The sequence below is a fragment of the Nocardia pseudovaccinii NBRC 100343 genome (genome assembly GCF_001613225.1).
Classification (GTDB): Bacteria; Actinomycetota; Actinomycetes; order Mycobacteriales; family Mycobacteriaceae; genus Nocardia; species Nocardia pseudovaccinii.
On sequence record NZ_BDBY01000384.1, the window covers coordinates 26,250 to 38,848 of the forward strand.

General features: G+C 65.2%; 8 protein-coding genes. 3 read left to right on the top strand and 5 right to left on the bottom strand.

Features of this window, described 5'->3' with window-relative positions; genetic code table 11:
* Window positions 1-70: 70 nt before the first annotated feature.
* The 4 genes from NP3_RS41640 to NP3_RS41660 all read right to left on the bottom strand — a co-directional run bounded on the left by NP3_RS41640 (window position 71) and on the right by NP3_RS41660 (window position 5,367).
* Entirely contained in the window at window positions 71-1,861 is a 1,791-nt protein-coding gene (locus NP3_RS41640) for an AMP-dependent synthetase/ligase (RefSeq protein WP_063047201.1), read from the bottom strand.
* 195 nt (window positions 1,862-2,056) lie between these two features.
* Window positions 2,057-2,983 (bottom strand): alpha/beta hydrolase, encoded by a 927-nt coding sequence (locus NP3_RS41650; RefSeq protein ID WP_063047203.1) that lies wholly within the window; start codon window positions 2,981-2,983, stop codon window positions 2,057-2,059.
* A 27-nt stretch (window positions 2,984-3,010) separates the two neighbouring features.
* Window positions 3,011-3,841, bottom strand: coding sequence for an SDR family NAD(P)-dependent oxidoreductase (locus NP3_RS41655; protein ID WP_063047204.1), 831 nt, complete (start codon window positions 3,839-3,841; stop codon window positions 3,011-3,013).
* Window positions 3,838-5,367 (bottom strand): flavin-containing monooxygenase, encoded by a 1,530-nt coding sequence (locus NP3_RS41660; RefSeq protein WP_063047205.1) that lies wholly within the window; start codon window positions 5,365-5,367, stop codon window positions 3,838-3,840. The genes NP3_RS41655 and NP3_RS41660 overlap by 4 nt, the downstream gene beginning before the upstream one ends.
* Window positions 5,368-5,435: 68 nt before the next feature.
* On the opposite strand from NP3_RS41660, the gene NP3_RS41665 reads away from it, so the two are divergent.
* The 3 genes from NP3_RS41665 (at window position 5,436) to NP3_RS41675 (ending at window position 9,064) form a co-directional block, all read left to right on the top strand.
* A complete protein-coding gene (locus NP3_RS41665; RefSeq protein WP_063047206.1) occupies window positions 5,436-6,071 on the top strand; it encodes a TetR/AcrR family transcriptional regulator in 636 nt (211 codons plus the stop codon).
* Between the two features lie 105 nt (window positions 6,072-6,176).
* The gene (locus NP3_RS41670) at window positions 6,177-7,397 is read left to right on the top strand and encodes a Fic family protein (RefSeq protein WP_373864827.1); all 1,221 of its coding nucleotides are present in this window, start codon (window positions 6,177-6,179) and stop codon (window positions 7,395-7,397) included.
* A gap of 29 nt (window positions 7,398-7,426) precedes the next feature.
* Window positions 7,427-9,064 carry an alkaline phosphatase D family protein gene (locus NP3_RS41675; protein ID WP_063047208.1) on the top strand — a complete coding sequence of 546 codons (1,638 nt, stop codon included), beginning with the start codon at window positions 7,427-7,429 and terminating at the stop codon, window positions 9,062-9,064.
* Between the two features lie 80 nt (window positions 9,065-9,144).
* Here the strand turns inward: NP3_RS41675 and NP3_RS41680 are convergent.
* The coding region (locus NP3_RS41680; RefSeq protein ID WP_063047209.1) for a multifunctional oxoglutarate decarboxylase/oxoglutarate dehydrogenase thiamine pyrophosphate-binding subunit/dihydrolipoyllysine-residue succinyltransferase subunit at window positions 9,145-12,599 on the bottom strand (3,455 nt) is incomplete at its 5' end.

The following is a 12,599-nucleotide window of genomic DNA, read 5'->3' on the forward strand; positions in this document are numbered from 1 at the left end:
CACGAGCGGCAACGCACCGAAAGCAAAGGCGCCGTCCGCAACTCGCGGACGGCGCCTCGTAAAATCAGCGTCAGCTGTAGATCTTCTCCACCTCGGACGAGTACTGCTTCATCACCACGGCCCGCTTGAGCGACATCTTCGGCGTCAGCTCACCGGTCTCCTGGGTCCAGTCGACGGGCAGGATGCGGATCTTCTTGATCGCCTCGGCATGCGAGACCTTCTTATTGGTCTCCGCGACCGCCGCATTGATCTCCGCGACCAGCGCCGGATTCTCGATGATCTGCTCGATCGGGGTCTCGACGGGCAGGTTGTTGCGTTCCTTCCAGCCCGGCAGCGCCTCCGGATCGAGGGTGATCAGCGCGCCGACGAAGGGCTGTCCGTCGCCGACCACCATGACCTGGCTGATCAGCGGGTGGGCGCGCAGCGAATCCTCCATCAGACCGGGGGAGACGTTCTTGCCGCCCGCGGTGACGATGATTTCCTTCTTGCGGCCGGTAATGGTGACGTACCCGTCGCCGTCGACGGCGCCCAGGTCGCCGGTCTTGAACCAGCCGTCGGTGAACGCCTCCTCGGTGGCCTCGGCATTGCCCCAATAACCGTTGAAGACAACCGATCCGCGCAGCAGCAGTTCGCCGTCTTCGGCGATCTTCACCGCATGGCCCTCGATCGGCTTGCCGACGCTGCCGACGCGAATATTGCCGGGGGTGTTCACCGTGATGGCCGCAGTCGTCTCGGTGAGGCCGTAGCCCTCGTAGATGGTGACGCCGACGCCGCGGAAGAAGTGGCCCAAGCGCGCACCGAGCGGTCCGCCGCCGGAGACCGCGGCCTCGCACTGACCGCCGAGCGCGACCCGCAGCTTGCTGTAGACGAGCTTGTCGAAAACCGTGTGCTTGAGCTTGAGCACCAGGCCGGGCCCACCGTTGTCGATGGACTGGCTGTAGGCGATGGCGGTTTCGGCGGCCGCGTCGAAGATCTTGCCCTTACCGCCGTCGTGTGCCTTCTGCTTGGCGCTGTTGAACACCTTCTCGAAGACGCGCGGCACCGCGAGGATGAAGTGCGGGCGGTAGCTGCCGAACTGTTCGACCAGGGTGGACCAGTCGGCGGTGAACGCGACGATCACCTTGGCGTCGAATGCCGCCAGCGTGACGGCACGCGCGAACACGTGCGCCAGCGGCAGGAACATCAGCGTCTTCTTGCCCTCGGCGACGTACTTGTTCAGCGCGATCCGGTCGGACTTCGACTCCGCGTACAGATTCGAATGAGAGAGCATGACGCCCTTGGGGCGGCCGGTGGTGCCCGAGGTGTAGATCAGGGTGGCCGGGGACTTGGCGTTGACCTCGGCGCGGCGCGCGTGCACGGTCGCGTCGTCGAGGTCGGCGCCGCGCGCGATCAAATCGTCGACGGCGCCCTTGTCGATCTGCAGGGTCTCCTTCAGGTCCGGCAGCGCGCCCGCCTCGATCTCATCGATGACCTTGCGGTGCTTATCGCTGTCGACCACCAGCAGCTTGGTGGCGGAGTCCTGCAGGATCCACTTGGCCTGTTCGGCGGCCGAGCTGTCGTAGATGGCGACGGTGCATCCACCGGCGGCCCAGATGGCGAAGTCCAGCAGCACCCACTCGTAGCGGGTCGGGGCCATGATCGCGACGCGATCGCCGAGCTCGAGACCGGAGGCGATGAGGCCCTTGGCCACATCGGTGACCGTCTTGGCGAATTCCGCGGCCTTGATTTCCCGCCAGCCGCCACCTTCGGTGACGTTGAACAGCACCGCGCCGGGCGACTGCTCGGCATGCCGGAAGACGTTATCGGAATTGTTCGCATCTTCCGGGACGGTGTAGGAAGCCGGGGCTTCGAACTCTCGCATCAGTGCCCTTCCACGTGGGTGTACTCGCCAGTAATCTACGACACCTGTGACCGGGACGTCATTCCGGCCACCGGAAAACCGGTCCGGTTCAGTTTCGGTGGCCCGTCTGCAGTCTCGTCGGGCCCCGATGTGTCGTCGTCGGACGGAGTCGGTCTCGAGTTTCGTGCGTTCGAACTAGCGCAGGTGAGCCACTATCTATCCTAGGTCGCGCAGCGAGATCGGTTGGACCGCTTCCCGCAGGAAATCGGCGAGTTCGGTCAGCGCCGCCGCGGCAGGCCCGACGAGCGCGGCCTGCAGTTGTGCGACGTGCCATAGCCGCTGGCTCTCGGTGAACCTGGTATGGACGCCCGCAACCCGCAGTGCCGTCACGAATTCGACACATTGCGCATGCAGCAGTTCGCTGACATCGACCTGTACATACGTCGGCGGCAAACCACGCAGTTCACCGTGCAGCGGTGCGTAGCCGGTGTCCTTGCCGTCCCCATCGCCGAGATAGGCCGCGGCGCATGCGCGCGACCACGGCCGATTGATCACCAGATCGCGGAACTTGTCCGGAACCTGATTCGGATCCACCCACGGCGCGATCAGGCCGAGCGCCGCCGGGGTGTAGCCGTGTTGGGCGATGAGCCGCTGCGCGGTGGCCAGCGACAGTCCGCCGCCCGCCGAATCACCCGAGAGCGCAATCTGTTCGGGGCGGTAGCCGATATTGCCGACCAGTTCCAGGAAGGCCGACTCGGCGTCCTCTAGTCCGGCCGGGAACGGGTGCTCCGGCGCCAATCGGTAGTCGAGAACATAGACGGTGCAACCGGTTTCGTGCGCCAGCCGGGCGGCCAGTGAACGGTGCGTCGTCGGCGATCCGATCGCATAGCCGCCGCCGTGCAGGTAGAGCACTGCGCCCGCGTTCAGGTTCGGCCTGGCCGAACCCGCGGTGATTCGTTCCGCTGGTCGACCGCCGAGGCGGAGCCGGTGCACGGTCGTGCCCGATGGCAAAAACTGTGCGCGCGAACCGATACCGAGCAATATCCGCTGCATCTGCCAGGGCAGTCGCGCGTTCAGTGAGACCCGGAAAATCGGACTCAGCAGCGCTCGCGCGACGGGTAGCGGAATGTTGATGTCACGCATGGGTTTTCCTCGATTCCCCGGACTGGTTCAGGGTAGGAAGGGACGGTTCACCGCGGCGGCGATGCGCTGGTAGCCGGAGGCGGTGACCCGGACGAACAGGTCGAGCACCTTGGCCTCCCAGCCGATCAGCACGCGACCGTGTCCCTTGCGGACGCCCTCGGTAATGGTCTGCGCGGCCATTTCCGGTGTGTGAATGGCCAGCTTCTTGTCGAACAGCGATGCGGCGCTCTGGCTGTCGATACCCTCGGCATAGGTGGCATTGCGGGCGACGGCGGTCTTGATGCCGCCGGGATGCACACAGGTCACCTTGACCGGATGCTTACCGGCAAGCATCTCCTGGCGCAGCGACTCGGTGAACCCGCGCACCGCGAATTTGGCTGCGTTATAAGCACTCTGGCCCGGGACGGCGATGAGGCCGAACAGGCTGGAGACATTGACGACGTGGCCGTCGCCGGATTCGATCAGCAGCGGCAGGAAGGCCTTGGTGCCGTTGACGACGCCCCAGAAGTCGACGTCCATGATGCGCTCGATGTCCTTGAACTCCGAGCGGATCACCTCGCCGTGGTAGGCGATGCCCGCGTTGTTGTAGATCTGGTGCACCTTGCCGAAATGCGCTTTCACGGCGTCGGCGTACAGCAGTACCGCTTCGCGCTCGGTCACATTCAGCCGATCGGATTTGATTTCGGCTCCGTACGCCTCGCAGCGGCGCACGGTCTCGGCCAGGCCGTCGGTATCGATATCGGAGAGCGCGAGTTGGGCGCCGCGCCTGGCCAGGTTCTCCGCGAGGGCGCGGCCGATGCCGGAACCCGCCCCGGTGATCACACAGACCTTGCCCTTGAAGTAAGCATCATTGCTCACTGTGCCACCACTTTCAGTTCTTCTCGGGAGCTTCCGACGCTAGTCGTCTCATAGGCGGAGACGTCGAAATTCTTTGTAATCCTGCGGAATTCGAAGGTGAAATCCGGCCAGAGCGTGGTGTTGTTGCCGTGCTTGTCCAGGTACCAGCTGGCGCAGCCGCCGGTACTCCACACGCTTTTCACCAGTTTGCCCTGCAGGTTCTTGTTGTAGGTGTCCTGCACCGCGCGCTTCACCTCGACCGTGCGCAGGCCGAGGCGATCGACAGTGGCCAGAGCGTCGGCGATGTAGTTGATCTGGGATTCGATCATGTACACCATCGAGGTGTGGCCGAGACCGACGTTCGGGCCCAGTAGGAAGAACATATTGGGGAAGTTCGCGACGGCCGCGCCCTTGTAACCCTGCTGGCCGATCTCGTCGAATACCTCCGCCAGCGTGCGACCGTCCTTGCCCGAGATGGCGTTGTAGGTCGGCGAATCCGTGACGTGGAAGCCGGTCGCGACGATGAGTGCGTCGATTTCGCGCTCGGTGCCGTCCTTGGTGACGATGGAATTCGCGCGTACCTCGACGATGCCGTCGGTGACCACGTCCACGTTCGGGCGGCTCAGCGCCGGGTAGTAGTCGTTGGAGATCAGCATGCGCTTGCAGCCGATCCGGAAGTTCGGGGTGACCTTCTTGCGCAGCTCCGGGTCGCGGATCTCCAACTGCAGCTTGGCCTTGGCGATCAGCTCGAAGGCCTGCATCAGTGCCGGAACCTTGGCCAGGCCGACGACCTGGGTTTCGCGCGCGGCGTAGATGGCGGCGCGGGATAATCGCTGGAAGCCCGGGATGCGCCGGAAGGCGAAACGCTCCGGCAGGGTGTACGGGCGGTCCATGCGGGGAAGCAGCCACGGCGCGGTGCGCTGGTAGACGCCCAGGTGCGCGACCTTCGGGGCGATGGACGGCACGATCTGGATGGCCGAGGCTCCGGTGCCGATGATGGCGACGCGCTTGCCGGTCAGATCGGCATCGTGGTTCCAGCGGGCGGAGTGGAAGATCTCCCCCTCGAAACCGTTGATGCCCTTGATATCCGGGAGCGCGGGCTCGCACAGCGCGCCGACGGCGGACACGACGGTGTCGGCGGTGAAGCTGCCCCGGGTCGATTCGATATGCCACATGTTGGTGGCGTTGTTCCAGCGGGCCGCCGTCACGTCGCAGTTGAACAGGTGCTTGTCGAGCACGTTGTACTCGCGCGCGACGCCCTGGATGTACTGCTGGATCTCGCCCTGCTTGGAGAACGAGCGCGACCAGTTCGGGTTCAGCGCGAACGAGTACGAGTACAGGTGCGACGGCACATCGCAGGCCGCGCCCGGGTAGGTGTTGTCGCGCCAGGTGCCGCCGACATCGCTGCCGCGTTCCAATACGAGGTAATCGTTGCGGCCCTGCTTGCTCAACCGGATTGCCAGGCCCAGACCAGCGAAACCGCTGCCGATGATGATGGTCTTGACGTGGCGGTTGCCGACAGCTTTGTCTGTAACCTTGCGACTCATGTAATGCAGACTACGACGCTATTGAGCACGAGTCAACAGTATTGAGCAGCGTTCAGTAAGATGGGCCCGTGAGTAGTCGAGGCACCGGAGAAACTGTCAAGCGCACCCGGCTCAGCCCGGAGGAGCGCCGTCTGCAACTGATCACCTTGGGCGCCAAGATGCTCGGGGACCGCGCCATCGAAGACATCTCGATCACCGAAATCGCCGGGGAAGCCGGGATCTCGCGTGGCCTGCTCTTCCACTACTTCCCGACCAAACAGGACTTCCAGCTGGCGATAGTCCGTCATGCCAATGCCGAGCTGCTCGAGCGCGTCGCGCCGGACCGCACCCTCGGCGTGTTCGAGATGCTGCGCGATTCGATCGAGCGCTACATCGAGTACGTCGGCGAGAACCGCAATTCGTATGTATCGCTGCTGCGCGGCCCGGCGAGTGTGAGCGCCGAGGTGCTCCCGCTCGTCGACCAGACCCGCAACGTCATCATCGACATCATCCTGACCGAAGTGCCCGTCGACATTCCGGACACCGACCGGCCCCGCCTCACCCTCGCCATGCGCGGCTGGATCGCCTTCGTAGAGGAAACCACCCTCACCTGGCTCCGCCACGAAACCATCACCCGCGAACAACTGGTCGACCTCTTGGTCGAATCCCTACTGGCGCTGGCCCTTTCGCTGAACCCCGCGCTGGCCGCGGCCCTTCGTGGGTGAGCTGCGGGCGATTCGCTATTGCGAGTACTTCTGGAAGATCGCACAAACAACAACAACCCGGCGTATAACTGCGTTTAGTATGCATAAACGAAGTTAACGTCACGTATGTTGTCGTTTTCCAGCCGAAGGAGTGTCGTGGACTGGCCATCGTGCCGAATCGAGGACCAGGCTTGGAATTCGCGTCAGCGGCGGGGTTCGCGGGCGGACCGTACTCTCGAGCGAATAGCCGTGTCGATTCCGGCGCGCATTGCCGCCCTCGACTACGACGCCACCGGTGCGGTCGCTCGTGCCCATGAAGCGGCGGTGATCGCGGTCGCCCGCCTCGAGGCGGGCTTCGGCGAACATCTGGCCCCGCTCGCGGACTTCCTCCTGCGCAGCGAGTCCGTTGCGTCATCGAAGATCGAGCACATCGACGCGGGATGGCGTGCCTTCGGTAAGGCTGTCGCCGGTGGTAAAGCAACGGACGAGGCGCAATCGCAATTGGCGGCGGTCAAAGCGTTGATCGCGATGGTCGATGCGGCGGGTTCCGGCCCGATCACCCTGGACACATTGCTCGACGCGCACCGGCTACTGATGGCCCCGGACTATTACGCCGCCCGTGATAGCGGCAGCCTGCGCGATGTGCAGAACTGGATCGGTGGTAGCGACTACACCCCGATCGACGCGGAATACATCCCGCCGCCACCGGAACTGGTGGTCGAGTTGATGGACGACCTGCTGGTCTTCGTCAACCGCACCGACCTACCGATCCTCGCGCAGGCGGCCATCGCGCACGCACAATTCGAGTCCATTCACCCGTTCACCGACGGCAATGGCCGCATCGGCCGCGCACTCATCAGCGCCATCCTGCGCCGCCGCGGCCTGACGCAGCGGGTCACTGTGCCGCTCGCCTCGGTGATGCTCGCCGACACCGGACGCTATTTCGCCCGACTGACCGCCTACCGGGACGGGCGCGCCGACGCATTCGTCGAATACGTCGCCGTCGCCGCGATCCACTCGAGCGAGGCCGCGCAGGACTCTGCCCGTGTCCTGGCCGGACTACCGGCCCGCTGGCGCACTATTGCCCGTCCACGCGCGAACTCGGCCGACGAAGCGCTCATCGCCGCCCTGCTGGACACCCCGATCTTCAACGCGGATACCGCTCAACAGATCACTGGTACCACTGATGCCAATGCGTATCGAGCCCTTGGCCGGTTGACCGAGGCGGGCATCCTCGAAGTACTTTCCGCCAGCAAACGCAACCGCATCTGGGCCGCAGTCGATGTCCTGGCCGAGTTGGATGCGCTGAGTGCTGCCATTGGTAAACGGACAACAGAACGTCCGTGAGAGCGCTCTTGCGGCGGATATCCTGACGTATGGGTCTGTCTCGTCGGCAGCTGTTCAGGGTGGGTACGGCTGGTTCGGTTGCGGTGTTGGTGGGGGCATCGGCGGCGAGCAGTGGGCGGTTTCGGGCGCCGCGGTGGTTGGGGGATCCGTTCACGTTGGGGGTGGCCTCGGGGGATCCGTTGCCGGATGGGGTGGTGTTGTGGACGCGGTTGGCGCCGGATCCGTTGGCGCCGGACGGGCTCGGCGGCATGGCGCTGCATCCGGTGACCGTTGATTACGAGGTTGCACGCGACGAGCTGTTCCGGGACGTGGTGGTGCGGGGGAGTGCGGTCGCCACGCGAGAGCTCGCACACACCGTCCATCCGGAGGTCGGAGGACTGGAGCCGAATCGCTGGTACTTCTATCGGTTCCGGGCGGGCTCGGCGATTTCGCCGATCGGTCGCACCCGAACCGCTCCATCGACCGGACAGCCCACTGCGCGAATGCGATTCGCGTTCGCGTCCTGTCAATCGTGGACTTCCGGCTACTACACCGCCTATGAGCACATGAGCGCCGAAGACCTCGATCTCGTGGTGCACCTCGGGGATTACATCTACGAACGCGGCTGGAACCGTGGCCGTGCGGGGATGTCGGTGGAGCCCTATCTGGCCGCCGAAGCCGTCGATCTACCCGGCTACCGGCTGCGCTACGCCCAGGCCAAGGCCGAACAACCACTGCGCGCCACGCACGCGGCCTTCCCGTGGCTGGTCACCATGGACGACCACGAGATCGACAACAACTGGTTCGCCGACCATCCCGGCCTCGGCCTCGACATCTACCGCATCCCCGCACTCTTCCGCCGCCGCAAAGCCGCCGCCTTCCAAGCGATGTACGAACATCAGCCACTGCGCATCGCGGCCCTCCCGTCCGGCCCGACCATGCGCATTCATCGCCGCTATACCTTCGGCGACCTCGCCGACATCACCATGCTCGACACCCGCCAATACCGCACCGGCGGAGTATGCGGCAACGGCGATATCGGCGACGATTGCCCCGGCCGACTTTCGCCCGATCGCTCGATTCTGGGTGCACCACAACGCGATTGGCTGCTCGACGGCCTCACCCGCTCCACTGCCCGCTGGCAGATCCTCGGCAATCAGGTGGCCATGGCCAAATCCGACTACGACCCCGGCCCAGCGACCAATTTCGGCACCGATGCCTGGGACGCCTACGTCGCCGACCGCAACACCGTCCTCGCCACCGCCGCCGCCCGCGATATCCACAACCTCGTCGTCATCACCGGCGACCGCCACCACAACTACGCCGCCGACCTCCGCCCCGACTACGCCATCCCCGAATCCCTGGTGGTAGCAGCCGAATTCACCGGCACCTCGATAACAACCGGCGGCGACGGCACCGACATGAACCCCACCGGCCGCAACCTCCTGGCCGCCAACCCCGACATGAAATTCTTCAACTCCCAACGCGGATACGTCCGCGTCCACCTCGATCACACCCTGTGGCACACCGACTTCCGCACCGTCCCCTACATCCGCCACTCCGGCGCCCCCATCCGAACCCGCGCGAGTTTCGTCGTACAAGACCGAATCCCAGGCGTCACGCCAGCTTCGCGCCCTGACCCCGACGCCGCCCCCGGCAGCGCTGGGGCGCCACCGGCCCCACGGTAATAACTGGCTACCACGAGCAACGCCGGGCCGAATCACTCTGGGGGAGAGTGGATTCGGCCCGGCGTCGGGTCAGCGGGAAGCTACGCGGTCGGCTCGAAGGCCTCGGCGACGATTTCGGCTTGCTCCACGGCGTGCACCTTGGACGAACCCGAGGAGGGGGCCGACATGGCGCGGCGGGAGATGCGGCGGAGTTTGGTGAAGCGCTCCGGCAGGAGTTCCGGGAGGTTCAGGCCGAAGAAGGGCCAAGCGCCCTGGTTGGCTGGTTCCTCTTGGACCCAGGCGATATCCGTCGCGTTCGGGTAACCGGCAAGCGCCTCGTTGAGGCGGAACTTGGGCAGCGGGTAGAGCTGCTCGATGCGCACGATCGCGACGTCTTCGCGCTTCTGCTTGGCCTTTTCGGCGACCAGCTCGTAGTAGAGCTTGCCGCTGGTGAGCAGGACACGCTTGACCTTGCTGCGGTCGCCGACGCCCTGTTCGTAGGTGGGCTCGTCGAAGACCGAGCGGAACTTCGATTCGGTGAAGTCCTTCAGGTCCGAGACCACAGCCTTGTTGCGCAGCATCGACTTCGGGGTGAAGACGATCAGCGGGCGGCGGATGCCGTCGAGTGCGTGGCGGCGCAGCAGGTGGAAGTAGTTCGCCGGGGTGGACGGCACGGCGACCGTCATCGAGCCCTCGGCGCACAGCTGCAGGAAGCGCTCGATGCGACCGGAGGTGTGGTCCGGGCCCTGACCCTCGTGACCGTGCGGCAGCAGCAGCACGACCTCCGACAGCTGACCCCACTTGGCCTCACCGGAGGAGATGAACTCGTCGATGATGGACTGCGCGCCGTTGACGAAGTCACCGAACTGCGCCTCCCACAACACGAGTGCGTCCGGGTTGCCGAGCGAATAGCCGTATTCGAAGCCGACGGCGGCGTATTCGCTCAGCGCGGAGTCGTGTACCGCGAACCAGCCCGGGTTGGAGCTGCCTATGTTGTGCAGCGGGGTGTATTCCTCGGCCGTCTTGCGGTCGATGATCACCGAGTGCCGCTGGGTGAAGGTGCCGCGACGCGAGTCCTGACCGGTCAGGCGCACCGCGCGACCCTCGTCGATCAGCGTGCCGAAGGCGAGCAACTCGGCGAAGGCCCAGTCGACCTTGCCCTCGTATGCCATTTCGCGCCGCTTCTCCAGCACCGGCTTGACGCGCGGGTGCACATTGAAGCCCTCGGGGACACCGAGGAAGGCGTCGCCGATGCGCTGCAGCACGGTCTTGTCCACGGCGGTCACCACGGTCGCAGGCACCTGCTGGTCGTCCTCGACCGATTCGCTCGGCTCCGGGACGTACTTCTCCAGCTCGCGAACCTCGTTGAAGACCCGCTCCAGCTGACCCTGGTAGTCACGCAGCGCGTCCTCGGCCTCTTTGAGCGAGATGTCGCCACGGCCGATCAGGCTCTCGGTGTAGGCCTTGCGCACCGAGCGCTTGGTGTCGATGACGTCGTACATGTACGGCTGGGTCATCGACGGATCGTCGCCCTCGTTGTGGCCGCGACGCCGGTAGCAGATCATGTCGATCACGACGTCCTTGCGGAACTTCTGGCGGAAGTCGACCGCCAGACGCGCCACCCAGTCGCAGGCCTCCGGGTCGTCACCGTTCACGTGGAAGATCGGCGCGCCGATGAACTTCGCGATGTCGGTGGAGTATTCGGTGGAGCGGCTGTTCTCCGGTGCGGTGGTGAAGCCGATCTGGTTGTTCACCACGATGTGGATGGTGCCGCCGACGCGGTAACCGCGCAGCCCCGACAGGTTCAGCGTCTCCGCGACCACACCCTGACCCGCGAATGCGGCGTCACCGTGCAGCATCAGCGGCATGACGGAGAAGCCTTCCGGCCCATCACCTTTGTTCAAAAGATCTTGCTTCGCGCGTACCAGACCCTCGAGCACCGGGTCGACCGCCTCGAGGTGCGAGGGGTTGGCGGTCAGCGAGACCTCGATCTCGTTGTCGCCGAACATCTGCAGGTAGGTGCCGCGCGCGCCGAGGTGGTACTTCACGTCGCCGGAGCCGTGGGTGGCGGCCGGGTTCATGTTGCCCTCGAACTCGGTGAAGATCTTCGAGTACGGCTTGCCGACGATATTGGCGAGCACATTCAGGCGACCGCGGTGCGGCATACCGATGACGACCTCATCGAGCGAATGCTCGGCGCACTGGTCGATGGTGGCGTCCATCATCGGGATGACGGCTTCGGCGCCCTCGAGCGAGAAGCGCTTCTGGCCGACGTATTTGGTCTGCAGGAAGGTTTCGAAGGCCTCGGCCGCGTTCAACCGGTTCAGGATGTACTTCTGCTGTGCGACAGTCGGCTTGACGTGCTTCTGCTCGACCCGCTCCTGAATCCACTGCAGCTGCTCGGTCTCCAGGATGTGGGTGTACTCCACACCGACGTGGCGGCAGTAGGCATCGCGCAGCACCGAGAGCACATCGCGCAGCTTCATCCGCTCCTGGCCGTGGAAGCCCGCGACATCGAAGGTGCGGTCCAGGTCCCACAGGGTGAGGCCGTGCTGGGTGACATCGAGGTCGGGGTGGCTGCGGAACTTGTCCTTGACCAGCCGCAGCGGATCGGTGTCTGCCATCAGGTGGCCGCGGTTGCGGTAGGCCGCGATCATCTCGAGCACGCGGGTGCTCTTGTCGACGCCGCGTTCCTTGACGTCCTTGCGCCAGCGCACCGGCTCGTAGGGCACGCCGAGGCCGTGGAAGATCTCGTCGTAGAACTCGTCGCTGATCAGCAGGTTGTGGATGGTCCGCAGGAAGTCGCCGGACTCCGCGCCCTGAATGATGCGGTGGTCGTAGGTCGAGGTCAGGGTCATCAGCTTGCCGACGCCGAGCTCGTTGATGCGCTCGTCGCTCATGCCCTGGAATTCGGCGGGGTACTCCATCGCGCCCGCGCCGATGATCGCGCCCTGGCCCGGCATCAGCCGCGGCACCGAGTGCACGGTGCCGATGGTGCCCGGGTTGGTCAGCGAGATGGTGACGCCGGTGAAGTCGTCGATGCCGAGCTTGCCGTCGCGGGCGCGGCGCACGATGTCCTCATAGGCGGTGTGGAACTGCCCGAAGGTCATGGCCTCGCAGCCCTTGATGGCCGCGACGACCAGCGAGCGGCTGCCGTCCTTGCCCGCCAGGTCGATGGCGAGTCCGAGATTGGTGTGCGCCGGAGTGACCGAGTTCGGCTTGCCGTCGATTTCGGCGAAGTGCCGGTTCAGATTCGGGAACGACTTGACCGCCTGCACGATCGCGTAGCCGAGCAGGTGGGTGAAGGAGATCTTGCCGCCGCGGGTGCGGGCCAGGTGGTTGTTGATGACCAGGCGGTTGTCGATCATCAGCTTCGCCGGAATGGCGCGCACGCTGGTCGCGGTCGGGATGGCCAGCGACGCGGACATGTTCTTGACCACGGCGGCGGCCGGGCCGCGCAAAACCTTTGCCTCGTCGGCAGCGGTGTCGGCGGGCTTCGGCGCGCCGGAGGTAGGCGCGGCATTCGAGGTCGGCGCGGGCGTCGTCTGCGGCGCGC

Excerpts from the sequence above, each read along its gene's own strand:
- NP3_RS41640 (WP_063047201.1), bottom strand. The coding sequence starts at position 1,861 with ATGCGAGAGTTCGAAGCCCCGGCTTCCTACACCGTCCCGGAAGATGCG.
- NP3_RS41650 (WP_063047203.1), bottom strand. The coding sequence starts at position 2,983 with ATGCGTGACATCAACATTCCGCTACCCGTCGCGCGAGCGCTGCTGAGT.
- NP3_RS41660 (WP_063047205.1), bottom strand. The coding sequence starts at position 5,367 with ATGAGTCGCAAGGTTACAGACAAAGCTGTCGGCAACCGCCACGTCAAG.
- NP3_RS41670 (WP_373864827.1), top strand. The coding sequence starts at position 6,177 with ATGTTGTCGTTTTCCAGCCGAAGGAGTGTCGTGGACTGGCCATCGTGC.
- NP3_RS41675 (WP_063047208.1), top strand. The coding sequence starts at position 7,427 with ATGGGTCTGTCTCGTCGGCAGCTGTTCAGGGTGGGTACGGCTGGTTCG.